Raw genomic sequence first — 25,879 nt, 5'->3', positions numbered from 1 at the left:
GTTCGTCATGATCATTCGCAAGCTGGAGGACGTCAGAACGGTCGAGTGGGGCAACGGCGTCAGCCGCCGCTTCCTCCTGGAGTCGGACCGGATGGGCTACTCGGTCACCGACACGGTCGTGGCGGCCGGCACCAAGTCGCTGCTGGAGTACAAGCGGCACCTGGAGGCCTGCTACTGCATCTCCGGCCGCGGCGAGGTCGTCGACATGGCGGGCAACAGCCACGTCATCGAGCCCGGCACGCTCTACGCGCTGGACCAGCACGACGCGCACTGGCTGATCGCCTGGCCGGAGGAGGACCTGCGCCTGGTGTGCGTCTTCACCCCGGCGCTGCGCGGCGACGAGGTCCACGACCTCACCGGCGCCTCGTCCTCCCACTACTGATCCCGCCCGCGCCACCGACCACCGACCGGGGAATGAAGCGATGATCGAATGGTCCGCCGATCGGCGCGAGTTGCGCGACGGCCTGACACCGTGGTTCGAGAAGTTCGGCGACGACTACCTGGCCCACGACAAGGCCGCGCGGTTCCCGCGCGGACCCTGGCAGGCCGTGGTCGACTCGGGCCTGCTCGGGCTGCCGTTCGAGCCCGAGTACGGAGGGCTCGGCCAGGACCTGCTGACCACCATGTACGTCCTGGAGGGACTCGGCCACGGCTGCCGCAACGGCGGGCTCAACTTCTCCGTCACCACCAGCATGGTGAGCGTCGGAGTCCCGCTGCAGCGCTTCGGCACGGCCGCCCAGAAGGAGCGGTACCTGACCGGGGTGGCTGGGGGCAGCCTCATCGGAGCCCACGCGATCAGTGAACCCGGCGGTGGCTCGGACGCGCTGGCGATGCGTACCAGTGCCGTGGCCGACGGCGACGCGTACGTGCTGAACGGGAGCAAGACCTTCGTCAGCAACGGACCGGTGGCGGATGTGATCGCGGTCTACGCCAAGACCGATCCGACCGCCGGTCCGCTCGGGGTGACCACCTTCCTGGTGGAGCGTGACGCCCCCGGGCTGACCGTCGGCAACCCGATCGAGAAGATGGGCCTCAAGGCGTCCCCGATGTCGGAGCTGTTCTTCGACGACTGCCGGGTGCCGAGGGCCAACGTGATCGGCCGGCCGGGCACCGGCTTCCTGGTGCTCGACCACGTGATGAAGTGGGAGATCCTCTGCTCCTTCGCCGTCACCGTCGGCGAGATGCAGCGCCGGCTGGAGCAGTGCATCGCCTACGCCAAGGAGCGGACCGCGTTCGGGCAGCCGATCGGGTCGTTCCAGCTGGTGGCCGGCCGGATCGTGGAGATGCGGATCGGCGTCGAGACCTCGCGGCGGTGGCTCTACGACACCGCCGAGGCCCTCCTCGCCGGCCGGGACATCACCGTCGACCTGGCCTCCGCCAAGCTGGTGGTCAGCGAGGCGAACGTGGCGTCCGCCCTGAACGCCGTGCAGATCTTCGGGGGCAACGGCTACATGGCCGAGTACGGCGTCGAGCAGGAACTGCGCAACGCCGTCGCCGGGACGATCTACTCCGGCACCTCCGAGGTCCAGCGGGTCCGGATCGCCACCATGCTCGGCCTGTGAGCGCCCCCTTCCCAGAGTACGGAGTCCTCCCCATGTCGAGTGACGTGTCCGCCACCCTGGCGGCGACCGACTTCATCGACCACACCGCGCCGGAGGTGAGCGCCTTCGTCGCCGAGGTGCTGCCGGACGGCGGTACGGACGACCGCGACCGCGCGGTGCGGCTGTACTACGCCGTGCGGGACCGGATCAACTACGAGATCTACGGTGCGGAGTTCACCCGCGAGGCACTGACCGCCAGCGGGACCCTGCGGGCGAAGCGCGGCATGTGCATCCACAAGTCGCTGGTGTACCTGGCGGCGCTCCGCTCGGTCGGCGTCCCCGGCCGCCTGGTGCTCACCGACGTGCGCAACCACCTGGCGTCCGAGCGGATCAAGGAGTACGTCGGAGGCGACGTCTTCTACTACCACGCGCTCACCTCCGTCCAGCTGGACGGGCGCTGGGTGCGGGCCACCCCGGTCTTCAACAAGCTGCTCTGCCGTCTCTACGGGATGAAGCCGCTGGAGTTCGACGGGACGGCCGACAGCGTGCACCACCCCTTCGACGAGCACGGCGCCCGGCAGATGGAATTCCTGCACGAGCACGGCGAGTTCGACGACCTGCCGTACGACCTGGTGCTGACCGGGATGCGCCGTGAGCACCCCGGTCTGTTCGCCGGGCCGGAATCCCGGCGGTTCACCGCCGGTTCGCTGGTGGCCGACGCGGCCGCCCGCCGCACCACCTGACACCTCTTCCCCGCGACCCACCACCAGGCCCGGAGGCCGACACCGTGGACACCATCAAGTACCAGCTGGCCGATTCGCAGATCCCGACGTCCTGGTACAACCTGGCCGCCGACCTGCCCGTGCTCTCGCCCCCGCTGCACCCGGGCACGGGGCAGCCCGCGACGGTCGAGGACCTGGTCGGGATCATGCCGAAGGAGCTGGCCGAGCAGGAGCTCACCCTGGAGCGGGACATCGAGATCCCGTCCGTGGTCCGGCAGATCTACGCCCAGTGGCGGCCGGCGCCGCTGTTCCGGGCCCGCCGCCTGGAGAAGCTGCTCGACACCCCCGCGCGGATCTACTACAAGTACGAGGGCGGCAGCCCGGCCGGCAGCCACAAGCCCAACACCGGTATCGCGCAGGCCTTCTACAACAAGGAGGCCGGCATCCGCCGGCTCGCCACCGAGACCGGGGCCGGGCAGTGGGGCTCCTCGCTCTCCCTCGCCGGGGCCTTCTTCGGTCTGGAGGTCAAGGTCTTCATGGTGAAGGTCAGCTACCACCAGAAGCCCTACCGCCGCGCCCTGATGCACGCGTACGGCGCGACCTGCGTGCCCAGCCCGTCGACCGAGACCGCCGCCGGGCGCGGCATCCTGGCGGACGACCCGGACTGCCCGGGAAGCCTCGGCATCGCGACGTCCGAGGCGATCGAGGTCGCGATGAACGACCCGTTCACCAACTACGCGGGCGGCAGCGTGCTCAACCACGTCGCGCTGCACCAGACGGTGATCGGCAAGGAGGCGCTGCTCCAGCTGGAGATGGCCGACGACTACCCGGACATCATCATCGGGGCGGCCGGCGGCGGCAGCAACCTGGCCGGCCTGGCCTTCCCGTTCCTCGGCGAGCAGCTGCGCGGCGGGCGCCGGGTGCGGGTGATCGCCGCGGAGCCGTCCGCCTGCCCGAGCCTCACCCAGGGCCGTGTCGCCTACGACTTCGGCGACACCACCGGACTGACCCCGCTGCTGAAGATGCACACCCTCGGCCACTCCTTCGTGCCGCCCGCGATCCACGCCGGCGGCCTGCGCTACCACGGCATCGCGCCGCTGGTCAGCCAGGCGCTGGAGGACGGCCTGCTGGAGGCGCGCGCCGTCCCGCAGACCAGCTGCTTCGAGGCCGGCGTGACCTTCGCCCGGACCGAGGGCATCGTGCCCGCGCCCGAGTCCACCCACGCCATCCGGGTGGCCATCGACGAGGCGCTGCGGCTCAAGGAGGAGGGCCGCTCCGAGGCCATCCTGTTCGGACTCTCCGGCCACGGCCACTTCGACCTCTCCGCCTACGAGAAGTACCTGGGCGGCGAGCTCGTCGACGAGGGCTTCGACCAGGAGCTCGTCGCGCGCTCGCTGGCCCGGCTGCCGGAGCAGTTCGGGTCGGGCTCCACCGGTACCCAGGCCACGGGGAGCTGAACGAACCGTGCGGCTGAAGGTGTGCGGGGTCACCGGTGAGGACCAGCTGCGGCTGCTCGCCGGAGCCCCGGTCGATCTGGTCGGGCTCTGGTACGGCGTGCCGGACGGGCCCGCGGACCTCGACCTGCCGGAGCTGGTCCGACTGGCCGAGTGCGCGCGCTCGGCCGGCGGGCCGGCCCCGGTCCTGGTGACCCTGCTCGCCGACCCGGCGGCACTGCGCGAAGCGGTCACCGCCTCGGGGGTGTCGCGGGTGCAGTTGCACGGCTACGCGACACCCGCCCAGGTGGCGGCGATCCGCGCGGAGCTGCCCGGCGTCGAGCTGCTGAAGGTGCTCCACGTCCGGGACGGCCGGGTGCTGGAGAAGCCGCTGATCGGGGCCTACGAGCAGGCGGGCGTGGACGTCTTCCTGTTCGACTCGGTGGGCGCCGACGGCCGGATCGGCAGCACCGGTGTGCCGCTGGACGCGGACGCCGTCGAGGCGGTGCTCGGGCGGCTGACCAAGCCGTTCATGCTGGCCGGCGGGATCAGCGCGGTCAACTCCGCCGCGTACCGGACCGTCCGGAGCCGCCCCGGCTTCGACGGCATCGACGTGGACAGCGCCGCGCGCGGTCCGGGCGGCGCCTTCGACACGCAGCGGGTCGAGCGGATCAGGTCGGCCTGGCAGCCCGCCGCCGGGGCGTTCCCGGCGGCGCTGCTGGCCGCCCGGCTGCCGGTCGTCATGGAGCTCAAGGCCCGCAGCGCCCACGGCGAGGACCTGTTCCGCGGCCGGCCGGTGCGGGAGATCGTGGACCGGTACACCCGGCTGGGCGCGCCCGCGCTCTCGGTGGTCACCGGCTCCTGGTTCGGCGGCACCCCGGCGCTGCTGGACGAGGTCGTCGCCGCCACCGAACTGCCGGTCCTGGTCAAGGACTTCTTCACCAAGGACCGGCAGCTCGCGGCGGCCCGCGCGGCCGGTGCGGCGGCCGTCCTGCTCACCGCCACGGTGCTGCCGCGCGGGGTGCTGCCCGGGCTGATCGAGTCCGCCCTGGCCCACGGGCTGACCCCGTTCGTCGAGGTCACGGACGAACGCGAGCTGGCGACGGTGGTGCACGGCGAGTCCTGCGTGGTGGCCGTCAACAACAAGGACATCCGGCAGAAGGAACAGGACGCGCCCGACCTCGGCCGCAGCCTGCGCCTGCTGCCCGACGTCCTGGCCACCGGGACCAGGGTGCCCGTCAGCGCCAGCGGCATCGAGACGCCGCAGGACGCCAGGGGGCTGCTGGCCGCCGGGTACCGGGGCCTGCTGATCGGCACCGGCCTGCTGCGCCACCCCGACCTGGACGGCTGGTTCGGCGAGCTGGGCGAAGGAGCCGTGGCGACGTGGTGACCATCTACCCCCACCCCGCGGCGGAGACCGTGACCGCCGGGCTCTCGCTGCGGGCCGCGCTGGCCGGGCTGCCGGTGCTCGGCCGGGACGAGCCGATCGCCCGCGAGGCGGTCGCCGCCGACTTCGCCGAGCGGTACTCCGGCGTGCCGGCGGTCGGCCTGGCCCGGCCCGAACCGGCGGTGCTGTACACCGGGGTGCTGCCCGACGCGGCCGGCCCGGCCGACGCGACGGACCCGCCCGCCCGTCCGGTCCCGCCGGTGCCGTCCGGCCGCGCGGTCCCGCCGGTGCTGCTCGGGCTGTACGGCGACGAGGACCGGGTGCGCGGCTGGCTGCCCGGTCTGCCCCGGCACACCACGCCGCGGAGCGCCGCCGCCCTGGTGGCGGCCGGCCTCCCGCCGGTGCGGACGGACACCGCGCCCTGCCAGCAGGTGGTGGCGGGGGAGGTGGACCTGCGGGAGCTGCCGGTGCTCACCGCCACCCCCCGGGACGCCGGGCCGTACCTGACCGCCGCGCTCGTGCACGCGGGCGACGCCGCCACCGGGGGCAGCGCGCTCTCCGCGCACCGGATGCTGGTGATCGGCCGGGACCGGCTGACCGTCTGGATGGTGCCCGGCCGGCGGCTCGGGCAGCTCCACCAGGAGGCGGTGGCGCGCGGCGAACGCCTCCCGGTCACCGTCAACATCGGGGTGCCGCCCGCCGCGATGATCGCTTCGGCGATCAACTCCCGCTTCCTGCCGACAGGTTCGGACAAGCTGACGGTGGCCGGCGGCCTGGCCGGGGCGCCGGTCGGGCTCGTCCCCGCACTCACCCAGCCCGGTGCGACCGCGCTCGCGGAGAGCGAGATCGTGCTGGAGGGGTTCCTGGACGGCACGCTGGCCGACGAAGCCCTGCCGGGCTCCCCGCCGGACGGCTCGCTCCCGGAGTTCCTCGGCTACGACGGGCGGGCCAGGAGCGGGCTGCCGGTGCTCACCGTCACCGGTGTCACCACCCGGCGCGACCCGCTCTACCAGGCCGTGATCGGACCCGGCCGCGAGCAGTCGCACATCCTGGGCGCCGCCGGTGCGCTCTCGGTGGCCCTGTCGCTGCCGTCCGCGCCCGCGCTGCACGTGCACGACCTGCACTTCTCACCCGCGGGGGGCGGCATGCTCCTGCTCGCCGTCGCCGTCCGCAAGGAGTCCGCCGAGGGGGACCGGGCACTGGCCGCACTGGCCGAGGAGGTCGTGCGCCGGCACCCGTTCGTCAAGACGGTGCTCTTCACCGACGACGACGTCCGGATCCGCAGCGCCGAGGAACTGCTGTGGGCCCTCACCACCCGGGCCAACCTCGGCGCGGACTGCGTCGAACTGCCCGGGCACCCACCGGTCCCGATGGACCCGTCGCAGACCGCCGAATGGGCGGGGGAGCGCGGCGGTCCGCCGGAGGCGCCGGCCCGCACCTTCGTCGACGCCACCACCCCCTACCGGCTCCGCACCCGCACCGAACGCAGCTTCCGGTCCGCACAGAGCTGACCACCGGGGCCGGCGCACCCCGCACCGCGAGCGCCACCGCTCAACGACGCGTCACCGAGCACGATGCCACCTCCGAGGGGAAGACATGACTGGGCAGCACACGGCCGGGCGCCGGATCGCCCCAGCCGACTGGAACGACACCGCGCAGGAGCTGCCCGGCACGTCGGCGACCCTGACCGGGCTGCTCGCCGACCAGGCGGCCCGTACGCCGGACCGCACCGCGCTGATCTTCGAGGACACCGAGCTCAGTTACGCCGAACTCGACACCAGAGCCGAGCGGCTGGCCGCCCGTCTGCGGCTGCACGGGGCCGGCCCGGACCGGCTGGTGGCGCTCACCGTGCCGCGCTCGGTGGAGCTGGTGGTCGCCCTGCTGGCGGTGCTCAGGACCGGCGCCGCCTACCTGCCGGTCGACCCCGACTACCCGGCCGACCGGATCGCCTACCTGCTCGACGACGCGGCGCCGGTGCTGCTGCTCAGCCACAGCACCGTGGGCCACCCGGCCGGGGCGGGCGTCCCGACCCTCGTCCTGGACGAGCTCCCGGAGACCGACGGGACTCCCGACGGGGCGTCCACCGGAACACCGGTCGGGGCGCACGGCGGCCCGGGCGCCCCGAGCCCGGCCGACGCCGCGTACGTCATCTACACCTCCGGCTCCACCGGCCGCCCCAAGGGCGTCGTCGTCCCGCACGAGGGCATCGTCAACCGGCTCCACTGGATGCAGGCCGCGTACGGCCTGACCGAGGACGACCGGGTGCTCCAGAAGACCCCGTCCGGCTTCGACGTGTCGGTCTGGGAGTTCTTCTGGCCGCTGATCACCGGCGCCGTGCTGGTGGTCGCCCGCCCGGACGGACACCGCGACCCGGCCTACCTGGCCGAGCTGATCCGCGAACGCCGGATCACCACCGTGCACTTCGTCCCGTCGATGCTCCAGGCCTTCGTCGACGAGCCCGCCGCCGCCGGCTGCGCCGGGCTGCGCCGCGTGATCGCCAGCGGCGAGGCGCTGCCGGTCGAACTCGCGGCCCGCTTCCGGACCCTGCTGCCCGGCGTACCGCTGCACAACCTCTACGGGCCGACCGAGGCGTCCGTCGACGTCACCTTCTGGGAGTGCGTCCCCGAGCCGGGCGAGCTCTCCGTGCCGATCGGCCGGCCGGTCTGGAACACCCGGGTGCACGTGCTCGACGCCGAGCTGCGGCCGGCCGCGATCGGCGAGACCGGCGAGCTCTACCTCTCCGGCGTCCAGCTGGCCCGCGGCTACCTCGGCCGCCCCGGACTGACCGCCGAGCGCTTCGTCGCCGACCCCTACGGGCCGCCCGGCACCCGGATGTACCGCACCGGCGACCTCGCCCGCTGGCGCGAGGACGGCGCGGTGGTGTACGCGGGCCGCGCCGACCACCAGGTGAAGATCCGCGGCCTGCGGATCGAACTGGGCGAGATCGAGGCGGTGCTGGACGCCCGGCCCGGCGTCGGCGCGTGCGCCGTGCTGGCCCGGGAGGACCGGCCCGGCAGCAAGCGGCTGGTGGCCTACCTGGTGCCGGAGCCCGACGGCGTCGTCGACGTCGCCGCGGTGCGCGAGGCCGCCGCCGCAGCCCTGCCCGAGTACATGGTGCCGAGCGCGTTCGTGCTGCTCGACGCCTTCCCGCTGACGCCGAACGGCAAGCTGGACCGCAAGGCCCTGCCGGCGCCCGCCGCCGCGCCGGACACCGTCCGGGCCGCTCCGCGCACGCCCACCGAGCTGATCCTGCACGACCTGGCCGCCGAACTGCTCGGCCTGCCGGAACTCTCGGTCGAGGAGAACTTCTTCGACCTCGGCGGCGACTCGATCCGCGCCATCCAGCTGGTCAGCCGGGCCCGCCGGGCCGGGTTCGCGCTCACCCAGCACGACGTGTTCACCCACCGCACCGTCGCGGCCCTCGCCGCCCTCGCCGGGGAGCCGGCCGAGGAGGCCGCCCTCGCGCTGCCCGCCCTGCCCGAGCCGCCCGCCGCCCAGGTGGCCCGGCTGCGCGCCGTCCAGCCCGACGCCGTCGAGTTCTGGCCGCTCTCCCCCCTCCAGCAGGGCCTGCTGTTCCACGCCGAGTACTCCAAGGGCGCCCTGGACGTCTACGCGGTCCAGCTGGTCTTCGAGCTGGACGCCGAGCCCGAGGCGCTGCGGACCGCGGTCGGCCGGCTGCTGGACCGCCACCCCAACCTCCGGGCCGGCTTCGCCCACGACGACCTGGAGCCGCCCGTCCAGTTCGTCCCGGCCGGCGCCGATCCGGAGTTCACCGTCGTCGAGTACGTCGGCCCGAACGCGCCGCGCAAGGCCGCCGAGCTGTTCGACGCCGAGCGCCGGCGCGGATTCGACCTCTCCACGCCGCCGCTGGTGCGGATCGCCGTCGCCGAGCTCGGCCCGCGCGGCCGCCGCGCCGCCCTGACCTTCCACCACATCCTGGTCGACGGCTGGTCGCTGCCGGTACTGCTGGACGAGCTGTCCGCGCTGCTCGCCGGCGCCGAGCCGGGCCCGGTCACCCCCTACCGCGACTACCTGGCCCTGCTCGCCGGGCGCGACCAGGAAGCGTCCCGGGAGGCCTGGCGCACCCTGCTCGACGGGCTGGAGGAGCCCGTCCTGCTCGCCCCGGGCGCCGCCGGCGCCCGCATCGCCGACGAACTGCCCTGCGACCACTGGGTGGAGCTGTCCGCCGCGCTCACCGACCGGCTCGACGGCGTGCTGCGCGCCCGCGGGCTGACCCTCAACACCGCGGTCCAGGGCGCCTGGGCGCTGCTGCTGGCCCGGCTCACCGGCCGCGACGACGTGGTGTTCGGCGCCACCGTGTCGGGCCGGGCGCCCGAACTGCCCGGCATCGAGGGCATGGTGGGCCTGTTCATCAACACCGTGCCGGTCCGCGTCCGGATCGCCCCCGAACAGACCCTGTCCGCGCTGCTGGCCGGGCTCCAGGAGCAGCAGGCCGCGATGGCCGCCCACCAGTACACCGGGCTGGCCGAGATCCAGCAACTGGTCGGCCACGGCGAGCTGTTCGACACCCTGACGGTCTTCGAGAGCTTCCCCGGGGACCGCACCGGCGCCGCCGTGGACAGCCGCTACGCCGTGCACTACCCGCTGGCCCTGCTCGTCCACCCCGGCGAGCGGCTGCGGCTGCGGCTGAGCCACCAGACCCACAGCTTCAGCCCCGCCGAGGCCGTCCGGCTCGGCGAGCGGCTGGTCCGGCTGCTGACCGCGCTGGCCGACGACCCGGAGCAGCGGACCACCGAGGTCTCGGTGCTCTCCGCGACCGAGCGCCACCGGGTGCTGGAGACCTGGAACGACACCGACGCGCCGGTGGTCCACCGGACGCTGCCCGCGCTGTTCCGGGCCCAGGCGGCCGAGACGCCCGACCACCTCGCCGTCCTGGCGGGCGACCGCCGGCTCACCTACGCCGAGCTCGACGCCCGGGCCAACCGGCTCGCCCACGAGCTGATCGACCGCGGCGTCGGGCCCGAGCAGTTCGTGGCCCTCGCCCTGCCCCGGGACGAGCGCGCGGTGGTCGCCCTGCTGGCCGTCCTCAAGGCCGGCGCCGGCTACCTGCCGGTCGACCCCACGTACCCGGTCGAGCGCATCGACTACCTGCTCCGGGACGCCCGGCCCGCCCTCGTGCTGACCGTCGGGGGAGTCGACCTGCCCGACACGGGGGTGCCCGCGCTGCTCCTCGACGAGCCCGGCCTCGCCGCCGCCCGCCCCGACACCGACCCGCAGGTGCCGCTGCGGCCCGAGCACCCGGCGTACGCCATCTACACCTCGGGCTCCACCGGCCGCCCCAAGGGCGTGGTGGTCCAGCACGCCTCGGTCGCCAACCTGGCGGCCTGGGCGCGCGAGGAGTTCGGACCGGAACGCCTCGCGCACGTGCTGCTCACCACCTCGCTCAACTTCGACGTCTCGGTGTTCGAGCTGTTCGGACCGCTGCTCTCCGGCGGCACCGTCGAGGTGCTGCCCGACCTCCTCGCGCTCGCCGACCGCGGCGGCCGCCCCGCCACGCTGATCAGCGGCGTGCCCTCCGCGCTCGCCCAGCTGGTCGCCCAGGGTGACCTGGACGCCAGGGCCGGCACCGTCGTCCTGGCGGGCGAGGGCCTGCCCGCCCAGGCTGCCACCGACATCGCGGCGGCCCTCGGGGCCGACCGGCTGGCCAACATCTACGGCCCCACCGAGGCCACCGTCTACGCCACCGCCTGGTACGGCACCGGCGCGGTGGACGCCGCCCCGCCGATCGGCCGGCCGCTGCGCCGCACCCGGGTCTACGTGCTGGACGCCGGGCTCCGCCCGGTGCCGGCCGGTGTCGCCGGCGAGCTGTACATCGCCGGTGACGGCGTGGCCCGCGGCTACCTGGGCCGCCCCGCGCTGACCGCCGAGCGGTTCGTCGCCGACCCGCACGGCGCCCCGGGCACCCGGATGTACCGCACCGGCGACCTCGCCCGCTGGACGGCCGACGGCCAGGTCGAGTACCTCGGCCGGCTCGACCACCAGGTGAAGATCCGCGGCTTCCGGATCGAACTCGGCGAGATCGAGGCCGAACTGGCCGGGGTCGACGGCGTCACCCAGGCCGTTGCCACGGTCCGCGAGGACCGCCCCGGCGACCGCCGCCTGGTCGGCTACGTGACCGGCACCGCCGGGCCCGACGAGGTGCGGCGCGTCCTCGCGCAGCGGCTGCCGGCCCACCTGGTGCCGTCCGCGGTCGTGGTGCTGGAGGCGTTCCCGCTCAACCCGAACGGCAAGCTGGACCGCAAGGCGCTGCCGGCGCCCGCCGCCGAGGCCGGGGCAGGCCCCGGCCGGGCCGCCCGGGGCCTGCCCGAGGAACTGCTCTGCGACCTGTTCGCCGAGGTGCTCGGTGTCGACCGGGTCGGCGTGCAGGACGACTTCTTCGCCCTCGGCGGCCACTCGCTGCTCGCCACCCGCCTGGTCAGCCGGATCCGTACCGCGTTCGGTGCCGAGCTCGGCGTCCGCGCGCTGTTCGACGCGCCCACGCCCGAGGCCCTGGCGCTGCAACTGGACGGCGCGGCCACCGCCCGGGCCCCGCTGGGCCGTCGCCCGCGGCCCGCGCACCCGCCGCTCTCCTACGGCCAGCAGCGGCTCTGGTTCCTCAGCCGGATGGACGAGAACCCGGCCGCCGGCCACATCCCGGTCGCCCTGCGCCTGGGCGGCCCGCTGGACCGGGCGGCACTCACCGCGGCGCTGGCCGACGTCACCGCCCGGCACGAGGCGCTGCGCACCCTCTTCCCGGCCCGGGACGGCGAGCCCTACCAGCTGGTGCTGCCCGAGGCCGCCCCCGGGCTGCCGGTCACGCCGGTCCCGGCCGCGGGCCTCGCGGCCGCCCTGACCGCCTCGGCGGCCCGCCCGTTCGACCTCGCCGCCGAACCCCCGCTGCGCGCCGAGCTGTTCGAGCTCGGTGAGCAGGAGCACGTCCTCCTGCTGGTGCTGCACCACATCGCCGCCGACGGCTGGTCGATCGCGCCGCTGCGCCACGACCTGGCCCGCGCCTACGCCGCGCGGACCGTCGGCGACGTCCCGCGCTGGGACGAACTTCCCGCGCAGTACGTCGACTTCGCGCTCTGGCAGCGCGAGGCGCTCGGCTCCGAGGACGAGGCGGACAGCCCGTACGCCCGCCAGCTCGACCACTGGCGCCAGGCGCTGGCCGCGCTGCCGGACCAGCTCGAACTGCCCACCGACCGGCCCCGGCCGGCCCGGGCGAGCTACCGCGGCGAGAGCGTCCCCTTCGAGCTGGACGCCGAGCTGCACCGCGGGCTGCTGGCACTCGCCCGCTCCGAGCAGGCCACCCTGTTCATGGTGCTGCAGGCCGCCCTCGCGACCCTGCTCGGCAAGCTCGGCGCCGGCACCGACATCCCGATCGGCAGCCCCGTCGCCGGCCGCACCGACGAGGCCCTGGACGGCCTGGTCGGCCTCTTCATCAACAACCTGGTGCTGCGCACCGACACCTCCGGCGACCCGGCCTTCACCGAGCTGCTGCGCCGCGTCCGCGACACCGACCTCGCCGCCTACGGCAACCAGGACGTGCCGTTCGAGCGGCTGGTGGAGGCGCTGAACCCGACCCGCTCGCTCGCCCGCCACGCGCTGTTCCAGGTCTTCCTGGCCCTGCAGAACACGCCCGACGCCGACCACGGACTGACCGGCCTCAGCACCGAGCCGGTCGAGGTCGCCCTCGACGCCGCCAAGTTCGACCTCTCGCTGTACTGCGAGGAGCGGCCCGGCGGCGGCATCACCGGCGTCGCCGAGTACAGCCTCGACCTCTACGACCGGTCGAGCGTCGAACTGCTGCTCACCAGGCTGCGCCGGCTGCTGGAGGCCGTCGTCGCCGACCCCGGCAGCCGCCTCGGCGGCCTCGACGTCCTCGGTGACGACGAGCGGGACCGGCTGCTGCACGACTGGAACGACACCGGCCGCGCCCTGCCCGCGCAGAGCCTGCCCGAGCAGTTCGAGGCCGTCGCCCGGGCCACCCCGGACGCGCTCGCGGTCGTCGCCGGCACCGAGCGGCTGACGTACCGGGAGCTCGACGAGCGCGCCAACCGGCTCGCCCACCTGCTGATCGCCGAGGGCGTGCGGCCCGAGCAGTTCGTCGCGCTGGCCCTGCCGCGGACCGCGGACCTGGTCACCGCGCTGCTCGCCGTCCTCAAGACCGGCGCCGGCTACCTGCCGCTGGACGTGGACTACCCGGCCGAGCGGATCACCTACATGCTCCGGGACGCGGCCCCCGCCCTGGTCGTCACCACCTCCGACACCCCCGTCGACGGCGTCGTGCCCCGGCTGCTCCTCGACCGCGAGGACCGGCTCGCCGACCTGCCCACGACGTCCCCGGGCATCACCGTGGACCCCGCCACCCCGGCGTACGTGATCTACACCTCCGGGTCCACCGGCCGCCCCAAGGGCGTCGTCGTGCCCCGTTCCGCGCTCGGCAACTTCCTGGCCGCGATGGGCGAGCAGTTCCCGATGACCGCCGACGACCGCCTGCTCGGCGTCACCACCGTCGCCTTCGACATCGCCGCACTGGAGATGTACCTGCCGCTGCTGGCCGGCGCGGGGCTGGTGGTCGCCGCCAAGGAGACCGTCCAGGACCCGGCCGCGCTCGCCGCACTGATCGCGACCGAGCGGGTCCGCGTGGCCCAGGCCACCCCCTCGCTCTGGCAGGCGCTGATCGCCACCCACCCGCAGGCACTCGCCGGGGTACGGGTCCTCGTCGGCGGCGAGGCCGTGCCGCCAGCCCTGGCCGCCCGGCTGCGCGAACTGTCCGCCGGCGTCAGCAACATGTACGGCCCCACCGAGACCACCGTCTGGTCCACCTCCGCGGCACTGGACGGGCGCCCCGGCGCACCCGTCATCGGCCGGCCCGTCCACAACACCCGCATCCGCCTCCTCGACGGCAACCTCGCCCTCACCGCCCCCGGCGTCCCCGGCGAGCTGTACATCGCCGGCGAGGGCCTGGCCCGCGGCTACCTCGGCCGCCCCGGACTGACCGCCGAGCGCTTCACCGCCGACCCGTACGGCCCGCCCGGCAGCCGGATGTACCGCACCGGCGACCTCGCCCGCTGGACCGCCGACGGCCACCTCGACTACCTCGGCCGGGTCGACCAGCAGGTCAAGCTGCGCGGCTTCCGGATCGAGCTCGGCGAGATCGAGTCCGTGCTCGCCGCCCACCCGCGCGTGGCGCAGGCCGCCGTCCTGGTCCGCGAGGACCAGCCCGGCGACAAGCGGCTCGTCGGGTACGTGGTGCCCGCCGCGGCCGACACCCCGGACGCCACCGGCCCCGACCCGGCCGAGCTGCGCCGGCACGCCGCGACCGAGCTGCCCGACTACATGGTGCCCGGCGCCGTCCTGCTGCTCGACCGGCTGCCGCTCACGCCCAACGGCAAGCTCGACCGCAAGGCCCTGCCCGCCCCCGCCTACGAGGACGAGCAGGGCGCCCGGGCCGGCCGCGCGGCGCGCACCGTCCAGGAGGAGCTGATCGCCGGCCTGTTCGCCGAGGTGCTCGGTCTGCCCTCGGTGCCGCTGGAGGAGAGCTTCTTCGCCCTCGGCGGCCACTCCCTGCTCGCCATCCGCCTGATCAGCCGGATCCGGGCCCTGTTCGACGCCGAGCTGAAGATCCGCCACCTGTTCGAGGCGCCGACCGTGGCCGGCCTCGCCGAACGGCTCGCCGGCGCCGCCGGCGCCCGCCCCGCACTGCGCCGCCACGAGCGACCCGAGCGGCTGCCGCTCTCCTACCAGCAGGGCCGCCTCTGGTTCCTCAACCGCTTCGAGGGCGGCTCGCCGCTGTACAACATCCCGATCGCGCTGCACCTCGACGGGCCGCTCGACCGGGCCGCGCTCGAAGCGGCGCTCGCCGACGTGACCGGCCGCCACCAGGCCCTGCGCACCCTCTTCCCGGAGTTCGACGGCGAGCCGTACCAGCGGGTCCTCGACCCGCAGGAGGCCCGCCCCCGGCTGCACGAGCGGGCGTCGACCCGCGAGACCCTCGCCGGCGACCTGCACGCCGCCTCCACCGGCGGCTTCGACCTCGCCACCGAGATCCCGCTGCGCGCCCACCTGCACGCCCTGGGCGAGCGGGAACACGTGCTGCTGCTGGTCCTGCACCACATCGCCGCCGACGGCCCGTCCACCACCCCGCTCACCCGCGACCTCTCCCGCGCCTACGCGGCCCGGACGGCGGGCTCCGCCCCGCAGTGGGACGAACTGCCCGTCCAGTACGGCGACTACACGCTCTGGCAGCGCGAGGTGCTCGGCTCCGAGGAGGACGAGCAGAGCCCGTTCTCCCAGCAGCTCGGCTTCTGGCGCACCGCGCTGGACGGCCTGCCCGACCAGCTCGACCTGCCCACCGACCGGCCGCGCCCGGCGGTCGCCGGCTACCGCGGCGGCACCGTCCCGCTGCGCATCGACGCCGGGCTCCACCGCCGGATCCAGGAGGTGGCCCGGGAGAACGGCGCCACCGTGTTCATGCTGCTCCAGACCGCGCTGGCCACCCTGCTCACCCGGCTCGGAGCCGGCGAGGACATCCCGATCGGCAGCCCGATCGCGGCCCGCACCGACGACGAACTCGACGAGCTGGTGGGCTTCTTCGTCAACACCCTGGTGCTGCGCACCGACACCTCCGGCGACCCGGCCTTCACCGAGCTGCTGGACCGCGTCCGCACCCACGACCTCGCCGCGTACGCCCACCCGGACCTGCCGTTCGAGCGGCTGGTCGAGCTGGTCAACCCGGCCCGGTCGCTGGCCCGCCACCCGCTGTTCCAGGTGATGCTGGCCTTCCAGGAGAGCCTCACCGCCGAACTCGACCTGCCGGGGCTGACCGGTCGCGCCGAGATCGTCCCGCTCGGACTGGCCAAGTTCGACCTCGCACTCGACCTGGTCGAGCGGCGCGGCACGGACGGCCTGCCGGCCGGGATCGAGGGCGTCGTCGAGTACAGCGCCGACCTGTTCGACCGCGGGACCGCCGAGCGGTTCGCCGGACACCTGCTGCGCCTGCTGGAGAGCGCGGTCGCCGACCCCGGCCGCCGCATCGGCGAGCTGGAGGTCCTCGGCACCGACGAGCGGCGGCTGCTGCTGCACGGCTGGAACGACACCGCCCGCGAGGTCCCGGCCGCGACCCTGCCGGAGCTGTTCGAGGCCCAGGCGGCCCGCACCCCCGACGGCGACGCCGTGGTCTTCGGCGACACCGTGGTCTCGTACCGCGAGCTCAACGAACGGGCCAACCGGCTCGCCCACCGCCTGATCGGCCTCGGCGTCGGCCCCGAGCAGTTCGTCGCGCTCGCCGTGCCCCGCTCGGTCGAGATGGTCGTGGGACTGCTCGGCGTGGCCAAGGCCGGCGCCGCCTACCTGCCGATCGACCCCGGCTACCCGGCCGACCGCATCGCGTACATGCTGGCCGACGGAGACCCGGCGCTGGTGCTCACCACCGGGGCCGTCGCTGACCGGCTGCCCGCCGCGGACCGCCCGGTGATCGTCCTCGACCACCCGGAGGAGGACCGGTCGCAGCCGGCCGTCGACCCGACCGACGCGGACCGCACCGCGCCGCTCACCCTCGACCGGCCCGGCTACGTCATCTACACCTCTGGCTCCACGGGCCGCCCCAAGGGCGTGGTGGTCACCCACCGCGGCATCGCCTCGGTGGCCGGCACCCACGTCGACCGGCTCGGGCTCGGCCCCGGAAGCCGCTTCCTGCTGGTCGTCTCGATCAGCTTCGACGTGTCGATGGCCGACATCGTGATGACGCTCTCCTCGGGCGCCGCCCTGGTGGTGCCCGGACCGGACCAGCAGGCCGCCGGCCAGGAGCTGTACGACCTGATCAGCCGGCACGGCGTCACCCACACCGACCTGGTCGCCCCGATGCTGGCCTCGCTGCCCGACGGCGACCTGCCCACCCTGCGCGGCTTCGTGGTCGGCGGGGAGGCCCTGCCCGCCGACATGGTCGAGCGCTGGTCCCCGGGCCGCACCGTGATGCAGGTCTACGGCCCCACCGAGACCACCGTCGTCGCCACCATGAGCGACCCGCTCAGCCCCGCCCCGCAGGCCCCGCCGATCGGCCGCCCGATCTGGAACACCCGCACCCACGTCCTGGACGCCGGCCTGCGGCCCGTCCCGGTCGGCGTGCCGGGCGAGCTCTACATCGCCGGATCCGGCCTGGCCCGCGGCTACTGGCAGCGGCCCGGCCTGACCGCCGAGCGCTTCGTCGCCGACCCGCACGGCCCGGCCGGCAGCCGGATGTACCGCACCGGCGACCTGGTGCGCCGACGCCTGGACGGCAACCTGGAGTTCCTCGGCCGGGTCGACCACCAGGTCAAGGTGCGCGGCTTCCGGATCGAGCTCGGCGAGATCGAGACCGCACTGGCCCGCCACCCCGGCGTCGCGGCGGGCGCCGTGGTCGTCAGCGAGGGCGCCGGCGGCGTCAAGCGGCTGGTCGGCTACGCCGTCCCCGCCACCGGCGCCGGCCTCGACCCGGCGGAGGTGCGCGCCTTCCTCGGCGGCGCCCTGCCCGACTACATGGTGCCGACCGTCGTCGTGGTCCTGGACGCGCTGCCGCTGACGCCCAGCGGCAAGACCGACCGCAAGGCCCTGCCCGAACCGGACTTCGGCACCGCCGTGTCCGGCCGGGAGCCCCGCACCCCGCAGGAGGAGGCGCTCTGCACCCTGTTCGCCGACCTGCTCGGCCTGCCCAGGGTCGGCATCGACGACAGCTTCTTCGACCTCGGCGGCCACTCCCTGCTCGCCACCCGGCTGGCCGGGCGCATCCGCACCGTCCTGGGCGTGGAGGTCGGCATCCGCACGCTCTTCGCGGCGCCGACCGTCGCCCGCCTGGCCGAGGAGCTCGGCGCCGCCGAACAGGCCCGCCCCGCGCTGACGGCCGGCCCGCGCCCGGAGGTCGTCCCGCTCTCCTTCGCCCAGCGCCGGCTCTGGTTCCTCAACCGGCTGGAGGGACCGAACGCCACCTACAACATCCCGCTCTCCTTCCGGCTGCGGGGTCCGCTGGACCGCGCGGCGCTGCGGGCCGCCCTGGCCGACCTGACGGACCGTCACGAGAGCCTGCGCACCGTCTTCCCCGACCACGACGGCACCGCGCGCCAGCACCTGCTGGCGCCCGCCGACGCCGCCCCGGACCTGGAGGTCCTCGGGACCGACGAGGACGGGCTCGCCGGCGCGGCCCGCGCCGCCGCCGCGCACGCCTTCGACCTGGCCACCGAGATCCCGCTGCGGGCCACCCTGTTCGCCCTCGGCGACCAGGACCACGTCCTGCTGCTCACCCTGCACCACATCGCCACCGACGGCTGGTCGATGGCCCCGCTGACCCGCGACCTCGCCACCGCCTACGCCGCGCGCAGCGCCGGCCGGACCCCCGGGTTCGCACCCCTGCCGGTCCAGTACGCCGACTACACCCTCTGGCAGCAGCGGGTGCTCGGCGCCGCCGACCGGCCGGGCAGCGTGCTCGCCGGCCAGCTCGACCACTGGCGGCGGGCGCTGGACGGCCTGCCGGAGGAGCTCGCGCTGCCCACCGACCGGCCCCGGCCGGCCGTGGCCGGCCACCGCGGCGAGGGCCTGGACTTCCGGGTCGACGCCCCGCTGCACGACGCCCTGGCCCGCCTGGCCAGGCAGCAGCAGGCGAGCCTCTTCATGGTCCTGCAGGCAGGTCTCGCCACCCTCTTCGGCGCCCTCGGCGCGGGATCGGACATCCCGTTCGGCACACCGATCGCCGGGCGCACCGACGAGGCGCTCGACGACCTGGTCGGCTTCTTCCTGAACACGCTGGTCCTGCGGACCGACACCTCGGGCGACCCGACGTTCCGCGAACTGGTCGACCGGGTCAAGGAGGCCGACCTGGCCGCCTACGCCCACCAGGACCTGCCGTTCGAGCACCTCGTCGAGGCCCTCAACCCCGTCCGCTCGCCCGCCCGGCACCCGCTGTTCCAGGTGCTGCTGACGGTGCACAACAACGCCGAGCCGGCCTTCGAGCTGCCCGGCCTGCGCACCGAGCTGTACGACACCGAGCAGAGCGGTGCCAAGTTCGACCTCGCCGCGCACTTCAGCGAGCGCTTCCACCCGGACGGCACGGCGGCCGGACTGGACGGCACCCTGCAGTTCGACGTCGACCTCTACGACCGCGCCACCGCCCGCGGGCTGGTCGACCGGCTGATCCGGCTGCTGACCCAGGCCGTCGCCGCGCCCGACCGGCCCGTCGGCAGGCTCGACGTGCTGGAACCGGTCGAGCACGAGCTGCTGCTCCACGACTGGAGCGGCGGCGAGCGGCCGGTGCCCGTCGTGCCCGTCCCCGAGCTGTTCGAGGCGCAGGCCGCCCGGACGCCCGACCGCCCCGCCCTGCGGGTCGCCGGGCAGACCCTCACCTACGCGGAGCTCAACGCCCGCGCCAACCGCCTCGCCCGGCTGCTGGTCGAGCGCGGCGCCGGCCCGGAGCGGCTGGTCGCCCTGGCCCTGCCGCGCTCGGCTGAGCTGGTGGTGGCGCTGCTCGCGGTCCTCAAGTCCGGTGCCGCGTACCTGCCCGTCGACCCCTCGCACCCCGAGGACCGGATCGCCTACACCCTGGAGGACGCGGCACCGACCCTGCTGCTCACCACCCTGGAGGTGGGCGCCGGACTGCCGGTCGTCGACGGCCCCGAGGTCTGGGAGCTGGACCGGCCCGACGTGACCGGCCTGCTGTCCGGCCAGCGGGACACCGACCTGACCGACGCCGACCGGCTCGGCCGGCTGACGCCCCGCCACCCCGCGTACGTCATCTACACCTCGGGCTCCACCGGCCGCCCCAAGGGCGTACTGGTCGAGCACCGCTCGGTGGCGGACTACCTGGGCTGGACGGCGGCCGACTACCCGAGCGCCGGCGGCGCGGCTCTGGTGCACTCGCCGGTCTCCTTCGACCTGACGGTGACCGCGCTGTGGACCCCGCTGGTGGTCGGCGGCTGCGTGCACCTGGCCGCCCTGGAGGAGGACCCGCTGACCTCGGCCGCGCTCGCCGAGCAGCCGGTGACCTTCCTCAAGGCGACCCCGAGCCACCTGCCGCTGCTGGCCGCGCTGCCCGACGCGTTCTCGCCCGCCGGGGAACTGCTGCTCGGCGGCGAGGCGCTGACCGGCGCGGTGGTCGCCGACTGGCGGCGCCGGCACCCGGACGCCACCGTGGTCAACGTGTACGGGCCGACGGAGGCGACGGTCAACTGCACCCAGTACCGGATCGCCCCCGGCGAGCCGCTGGCCGACGGCGCGGTGCCGATCGGCCGGCCGTTCGCCAACACCCGGGCGTACGTGCTCGACCCGCAGCTGCGGCTGGCCGCCCCCGGCGTCTCCGGCGAGCTGTACGTCGCCGGTGCCAGCCTGGCCCGCGGCTACCTCGGCCGCCCCGGGCTGACCGCCGAGCGCTTCACCGCCGACCCGTACGGCCCGCCCGGCAGCCGGATGTACCGCACCGGCGACCTCGCCCGCTGGACCGCGGACGGCCAGCTGGTCTACCTCGGCCGCGCCGACGACCAGGTGAAGCTGCGCGGCTTCCGGATCGAGCCCGGCGAGATCGCCGCCGCGCTGACCGGCCGTCCGGACATCGTCTCCGCCGCCGTGGTGGTGCGCGAGGACGTCCCCGGTGACCAGCGCCTGGTCGGCTACGTCGTCCCGGCGGCCGGCCCGCTGGACGGCTCCGCGATCCGGGCCGCGCTCGGCCGGACGCTGCCCGCCTACATGGTGCCGTCCGCGCTGGTCGAGCTGGAGCGCCTGCCGCTCACGCCCAACGGCAAGCTGGACCGCCGCGCCCTGCCCGTACCGGACGCGGCCCCGTCGCTGCCCGGGCGCGCACCGCGGACGGCGCTGGAGAAGGAGCTGTGCGCCGCCTTCGCGGAGGTGCTCGACGTCCCGGTGGTCGGGGTCGACGACGGCTTCTTCGACCTCGGCGGCCACTCCCTGCTCGCCGCCCGGCTGATCGCCCGGCTGCGCGGGACCACCGGGGCCGACCTGGGCATCCGCGCCCTGTTCGAGGCGCCCACCGTCGCCCGGCTGGCCGAGCGGGTCACCGCCGGCGCGGCGGGGACGCTCACGCGGTCGGACGACTTCGCCCCGCTGCTGCCGCTGCGCGCGGAGGGCACCCTGCCGCCGCTGTTCGCCGTCCACCCGGCGGCCGGCATCGCCTGGGTGTACTCCGGCCTGCTGCGCGAACTGGAGCCCCAGCGCCCGCTGTACGGCCTCCAGGCCCGCTCGCTGACCGGACCGGACGGCGCGCCGGCGACGCTCGCCGAGATGGCCGAGCAGTACCTCGCGCTGATCCGCGAGGTCCAGCCCGAGGGTCCGTACCACCTGCTGGGGTGGTCGTTCGGCGGCACGGTCGCGCACGAGATCGCCGTCCGGTTGTGCGAGCGGGGCGAGCAGGTCGCGCTGCTGGCCCTGCTCGACAGCTACCCGGCTCCGCGCCCCCAGGGCGGCCTGACGGATGATCAGCAGGCGCTGGCGGATCTTCTTGACTCGCTAGGTCACCCGGTGCAGACTGGCGCCGTTGAGGCGCTCACGCCAGAGCGGGCGCTGGACCTGCTCAGGGCGCGACAGAGCCCGCTCGCCGAGCTGACGCCCGGACAACTGGTGGACCTGGCCCGCGGGTTCGTCCGGAACCTGGACCTGGCGAGCCGGTTCACGCCCCGCCGGTTCGACGGCGACCTGCTGTTCTTCACCGCCACGGCGGACAAGTCGGCCGACGACCCGACCGCCCACGACTGGGCGGCGCACATCACCGGGACGGTCCACGACCACCCGGTGGACTGCGAGCACGGCGCGATGACCCGTCCGCAGCCGATCGGCCGGATCGGCTCGGTGCTCGCCGCCGAGCTGCGCCGGACCGCGACCGGCTGAACCCCGCAACCCGCCGGGCCGGTCACCCGCGGCCGGCCCGGCTCCGCCCCGCTCCACCGAGAGGAACGCCCGATGAGCACCAACCCGTTCGAGAACGCCGACGGCAGCTACCTGGTCCTGGTGAACGAGGAGGGGCAGCACTCCCTCTGGCCGGTCACCGTGGCGGTCCCGGCCGGCTGGGACACCGCCTTCGGCCCCGACAGCCGCCAGTCCGCCCTCGACCACATCGAGGCCAACTGGACGGACCTGCGCCCGCGCAGCCTGGCCGAGCACGCCTGACCGGCGGACGCCCGACCGGCGCACGCCCGGCCCGCACGAGGGGCCGGGCCACCGAGGAGAGAACGATGAGCGAGCGAAACGAGGCCGGCCGATGAGCGCCACCGACACCGACCCGGAGACCGGCCGACCCGGCGTGCCGGAGCGGCTGCGAAACCCGTGGGTGGCGATGTTCGCCATCTGCTTCACCCAGGCGGTGGTCCTGCTGGACACCACGGCGGTGAACGTGGCCGTGCCCTCGCTGGCCGAGGGCCTGGGCGCAGGCGTCGACCAGGTGCTCTGGATGATCAACGCCTACCTGCTCTCCTACGCGGTGCTGCTGGTCACCGGCGGCAGGCTGGGCGACCTGTACGGCCCGCGCAGGATGTTCCTGATCGGCCTGGCCGTGTTCGTCCTCTCCTCGGCGGCCTGCGGCATCGCGCAGACACCCGGCCAGGCGATCGCGGCCCGCGTCCTCCAGGGTGTCGGCGGCGCGCTCCAGACCCCGCAGGCGATGGCCGTCATCACCCGGATGTTCCCGGCCGACCGGCGCGGCGCCGCGATGGGCGTCTGGGGCTCCTTCGCGGGGATCGTCGCCGCCGCGGGACCCACCCTCGGTGGCTTCCTGGTCTCCTGGCTCGGCTGGCGGGGCATCTTCTACATCAACATCCCGGTCGGGGTGATCGGCGCGATCCTGGTGCTGACCTTCGTCCCGGCCCTGGAGCCGAACCGCAAGCACCGGATCGACGTCCTCGGCTCGGTCCTGCTCACCGTCGCCGTGTTCTGTGTGGTGTACGGCCTGATGGAGGGCGAGTCCCACCACTGGGGCCGGCTCTGGGGGCCGCTCACCGTGCCGATGCTGATGGTGATCGGCGTGGTGGTGCTCGGACTCTTCCTGGTGGTCGAACGGGGCCGGCAGGACCGCGACCCGCTGGTGCCGTTCGCGATCCTGCGGGACCGCAACTTCACCGTGATGGCCGTGGTGGTGGGCGCGCTGCCGTGCGGCCTCGGCGGCATGCTCCTGCTCACCCCGCTCTACCTCCAGGAGGTGCAGGAGTTCAGCGCCTTCCAGGCCGGTCTGCTGATCGCCGTCGCCCCGCTGGTCTCGATCTTCGCCGCGCCGTACTCCGGCCGGTTCTGCGACCGCTTCGGCGGCAAGTACGTGATGGTGGCGGGTCTCACCCTCTTCGCGGTCGGGATCGCGCTGCTGGCGGCCCTGATCCGCGCCGACTCCGGCTGGACGGCGCTGCTGCCCGGCCTGGTCTTCGTGGGCCTCGGCATGGGCGTGGCCTACGCCCCGGCCGGGGTGGTCGCCTTCGAGAAGATCGAGCCCGCCATGTCCGGCGCCGCGTCGGGCCTGTTCAACACCACCCGGCTCTGCGGCAGCCTGCTCGGCAGCGCCTCGGTGGGCGCGCTCCTGCAGGCCCGCCTCGTCGGCGGCGACACGACCGGCGCCGTCCGCGCCACCTACCTGCTGCCGGTCGGCTTCCTCGTGGCCGGTGCGCTGGTCACCCTGCTGGTCCGGCGCTCGCGGCCGGCGGCCGCGGACGCCGGCGACGGTCCCGCCGGCGCGGCGCCTGCGCGGGCCACCAGCGGGAGCGGCAAGTCCTGACCGTCCGGCACCGCCCAAGCACGACCGACTTCCACCGGAGCTCCAGGCTCCACCGGAGCTCCAGGCTCCGCCGGGCCACCGGCACCCGCCCGGGCCCGCATTCACCTTCGCCAGGGGGGCAAGGCAGTGCACTTCAGTCTCTTCTACTTCGCGGACGGCCAAGGTCGTGGACGGGAGCAGTACCGGCTGCTGCTGGAGGGCGCGCGGTTCGCCGACGCCCACGGCTTCAGCGCGGTCTGGACGCCGGAGCGGCATTTCCACGAGTTCGGCGGCCAGTACCCCAACCCGGCGGTCATCGGCGCGGCGCTGGCCTCCGTCACCGAGCGGATCGGCATCCGGGCCGGCAGTGTCGTGGGCCCGCTGCACCACCCGGTGCGGATCGCCGAGGAGTGGTCGGTGGTCGACAACCTCTCCGAGGGCCGGGTGGGCCTCTCCTTCGCCTCCGGCTGGCACGCCAACGACTTCGTCCTGCGCCCGGAGAACTACGCCGGCCGCAAGGAGGTGCTGATCGAGACCATCGACACGGTCCGGCGGCTGTGGCGCCAGGAGGAGGTCACGCTGCCGAACGGTGACGGCAACCCGGTGGCCGTGCGCAGCTACCCCGCGCCCGTCCAGTCCGAGCTGCCGGTGTGGCTCACCAGCGCGGGCAGCCCCGACACCTTCCGGCAGGCCGGTGAGCAGGGCCTCGGCCTGCTCACCCACCTCCTCGGCCAGGACCTGGAGGACCTGGCCAAGAAGATCGCCGCCTACCGCGCCGCCCTGCCCGGGGGCGCCGGGGGAGCGGCGGGCCAGGTGGCGCTGATGCTGCACACCTTCCTCGGCACCGACCGCGACGCCGTCCGGGAGACCGTCCGCCGGCCCTTCACCGACTACATCCGCAGCTCGATCGGCCTGATCATGAAGGCGGCCGGGGACATCCTGCCGGGCGTCAACCCGGACGAACTCGACGCGGACGACCTGGAGTTCCTGGTCGAGCGCTCCTTCGACCGGTACTTCGACACCGGCGGCCTGTTCGGCACCGTCGAGGACGGCCTGGCCACCCTGGAGCGCCTCGACGCGCTCGGCATCGACGAGGTGGCCTGCCTGATCGACTTCGGGGTGGACCCCGACCAGGTGCTGGCCGGACTGGAGCACCTGGACCGTCTCAAGGACGCCTGGGCCGCGCGCGGGGCGGGATCGTGAACCTCCTGCTGGTCACCGGCACCGTCGCCGGAACGTCCAGCTGCCACGCGCTCACCCGGCTGATCGGCGAGCGGGCCGAACTCACCGGACAGCTCACGGCCGGTGAGCTCGACCGGTCGCTGCTGGCGCTGCCCCCCCTCGACGCGGACCGCTACCGCAGCGGCGAACTGCTGCGGGAACCGGCGGTCGACCGGCTGTACAAGGAGGTGGCCGCCGCCGACGCCGTCGTGCTGGCCACGCCGGTCCAGCACGGCAGCCTCTCGGGGGTGCTCAAGAACCTCCTGGACCACCTGCCGGACGGCTCGCTCGCCGACCGGCCCGTCCTGGTCGCGGCCACCGCGACCAGCCTGCACAACGCCTCCGGCGCCTGCGACCACCTGCGGACGGTGGTCCGGGCCCTGGACGGCTGGGCGGTGCCCACCCACCTGGTGGCGCAGCGCAGCGACCTCGCCGACCCGGTGGCCCGTGCGGCGCTCACCGCCCGGATCGACGTGGCGGTGGCCGAACTGGCCCGGTTCGCCTCGGCCCTGGGGCCGGCGGTCCGCTGACCCCGGGGCCGTGCGCCCGTACCGCGTTCACCGGCCGGTGCCGGGGTCGAGAGGACCCCGGCACCGGCCGGATCGCCGTCCGTCCTTCGCCGTCCGTCCTTTGCCGCCCGCCGCCCGCTGCCCGCCCCGCTCTAGGACGGCCCCGGGCGGCGCAGGCTCAGCGGACGGAGATCGGTCCAGTGCGCCTCGACGTAGGACTCGCAGGCGTCCTCGGTGCCGGTGAAGCCGGCCGGGTGCCAGCCGGCGGGCACGGGGAGATCGGCGGGGAAGAACCCGTGCTGCAGCTCGTCGTTGACCAGCACGGTCCAGTGCGCGGCGGGGCGGTCGTCCACGGGT

The 25,879-nt window shown here is 74.8% G+C and carries 12 protein-coding genes; 11 read left to right on the top strand and 1 reads right to left on the bottom strand.

Annotated features, from left to right (window positions below):
- The first annotated feature begins 7 nt into the window (after positions 1-7).
- The 11 genes from ACFWIC_RS26905 (at position 8) to ACFWIC_RS26855 (ending at position 25,543) form a co-directional block, all read left to right on the top strand.
- Positions 8-382, top strand: a complete 375-nt coding sequence (locus ACFWIC_RS26905; RefSeq protein WP_329881463.1) for an ectoine synthase — start codon at positions 8-10, stop codon at positions 380-382.
- A gap of 40 nt (positions 383-422) precedes the next feature.
- Entirely contained in the window at positions 423-1,562 is a 1,140-nt protein-coding gene (locus tag ACFWIC_RS26900) for an acyl-CoA dehydrogenase family protein (RefSeq protein ID WP_380520193.1), read from the top strand.
- A gap of 32 nt (positions 1,563-1,594) precedes the next feature.
- Positions 1,595-2,284 carry a transglutaminase-like domain-containing protein gene (locus ACFWIC_RS26895; RefSeq protein WP_329881461.1) on the top strand — a complete coding sequence of 230 codons (690 nt, stop codon included), beginning with the start codon at positions 1,595-1,597 and terminating at the stop codon, positions 2,282-2,284.
- A 44-nt stretch (positions 2,285-2,328) separates the two neighbouring features.
- Positions 2,329-3,720, top strand: a complete 1,392-nt coding sequence (locus ACFWIC_RS26890) for a TrpB-like pyridoxal phosphate-dependent enzyme (RefSeq protein WP_329881460.1) — start codon at positions 2,329-2,331, stop codon at positions 3,718-3,720.
- Positions 3,721-3,727: 7 nt separating this feature from the next.
- The gene (locus ACFWIC_RS26885) at positions 3,728-5,086 is read left to right on the top strand and encodes a hypothetical protein (protein ID WP_355405905.1); all 1,359 of its coding nucleotides are present in this window, start codon (positions 3,728-3,730) and stop codon (positions 5,084-5,086) included.
- On the top strand, positions 5,083-6,594 hold the full coding sequence (locus tag ACFWIC_RS26880; protein WP_380520192.1) for a UbiD family decarboxylase domain-containing protein: 1,512 nt from the start codon (positions 5,083-5,085) through the stop codon (positions 6,592-6,594). Before ACFWIC_RS26885 ends, ACFWIC_RS26880 begins: the two co-directional genes overlap by 4 nt.
- An 85-nt stretch (positions 6,595-6,679) precedes the next feature.
- Positions 6,680-21,946, top strand: coding sequence for a non-ribosomal peptide synthase/polyketide synthase (locus ACFWIC_RS26875; protein WP_380520191.1), 15,267 nt, complete (start codon positions 6,680-6,682; stop codon positions 21,944-21,946).
- 72 nt (positions 21,947-22,018) lie between these two features.
- Positions 22,019-22,225 carry an MbtH family protein gene (locus ACFWIC_RS26870; protein WP_329881456.1) on the top strand — a complete coding sequence of 69 codons (207 nt, stop codon included), beginning with the start codon at positions 22,019-22,021 and terminating at the stop codon, positions 22,223-22,225.
- A gap of 91 nt (positions 22,226-22,316) precedes the next feature.
- On the top strand, positions 22,317-23,813 hold the full coding sequence (locus ACFWIC_RS26865) for an MFS transporter (protein WP_380361359.1): 1,497 nt from the start codon (positions 22,317-22,319) through the stop codon (positions 23,811-23,813).
- A 126-nt stretch (positions 23,814-23,939) separates the two neighbouring features.
- Positions 23,940-24,995: a MupA/Atu3671 family FMN-dependent luciferase-like monooxygenase gene (locus ACFWIC_RS26860; protein ID WP_329948502.1), complete on the top strand. Its 1,056-nt coding sequence runs from the start codon at positions 23,940-23,942 to the stop codon at positions 24,993-24,995.
- Complete coding sequence (locus tag ACFWIC_RS26855) at positions 24,992-25,543, top strand: NAD(P)H-dependent oxidoreductase (RefSeq protein WP_329948501.1); 552 nt, start codon at positions 24,992-24,994, stop codon at positions 25,541-25,543. Before ACFWIC_RS26860 ends, ACFWIC_RS26855 begins: the two co-directional genes overlap by 4 nt.
- Before the next feature lie 131 nt (positions 25,544-25,674).
- Here ACFWIC_RS26855 and ACFWIC_RS26850 read toward each other — a convergent pair whose 3' ends face one another.
- Complete coding sequence (locus ACFWIC_RS26850) at positions 25,675-25,875, bottom strand: MbtH family protein (RefSeq protein ID WP_380520190.1); 201 nt, start codon at positions 25,873-25,875, stop codon at positions 25,675-25,677.
- Between the last annotated feature and the right edge of the window lie 4 nt (positions 25,876-25,879).

The sequence above is a fragment of the Kitasatospora sp. NPDC127035 genome (assembly GCF_042726075.1).
Lineage (GTDB): Bacteria > Actinomycetota > Actinomycetes > Streptomycetales > Streptomycetaceae > Kitasatospora.
Note: the sequence above shows the minus strand (reverse complement) of the source record. Positions and strands in the feature narration are given on the sequence as shown.

What these genes read in the sequence shown, in the direction of transcription:
- ACFWIC_RS26905 (WP_329881463.1), top strand. Translation starts at nt 8, where the DNA reads ATGATCATTCGCAAGCTGGAGGACGTCAGAACGGTCGAGTGGGGCAAC.
- ACFWIC_RS26900 (WP_380520193.1), top strand. Translation starts at nt 423, where the DNA reads ATGATCGAATGGTCCGCCGATCGGCGCGAGTTGCGCGACGGCCTGACA.
- ACFWIC_RS26895 (WP_329881461.1), top strand. Translation starts at nt 1,595, where the DNA reads ATGTCGAGTGACGTGTCCGCCACCCTGGCGGCGACCGACTTCATCGAC.
- ACFWIC_RS26875 (WP_380520191.1), top strand. Translation starts at nt 6,680, where the DNA reads ATGACTGGGCAGCACACGGCCGGGCGCCGGATCGCCCCAGCCGACTGG.
- ACFWIC_RS26870 (WP_329881456.1), top strand. Translation starts at nt 22,019, where the DNA reads ATGAGCACCAACCCGTTCGAGAACGCCGACGGCAGCTACCTGGTCCTG.
- ACFWIC_RS26865 (WP_380361359.1), top strand. Translation starts at nt 22,317, where the DNA reads ATGAGCGCCACCGACACCGACCCGGAGACCGGCCGACCCGGCGTGCCG.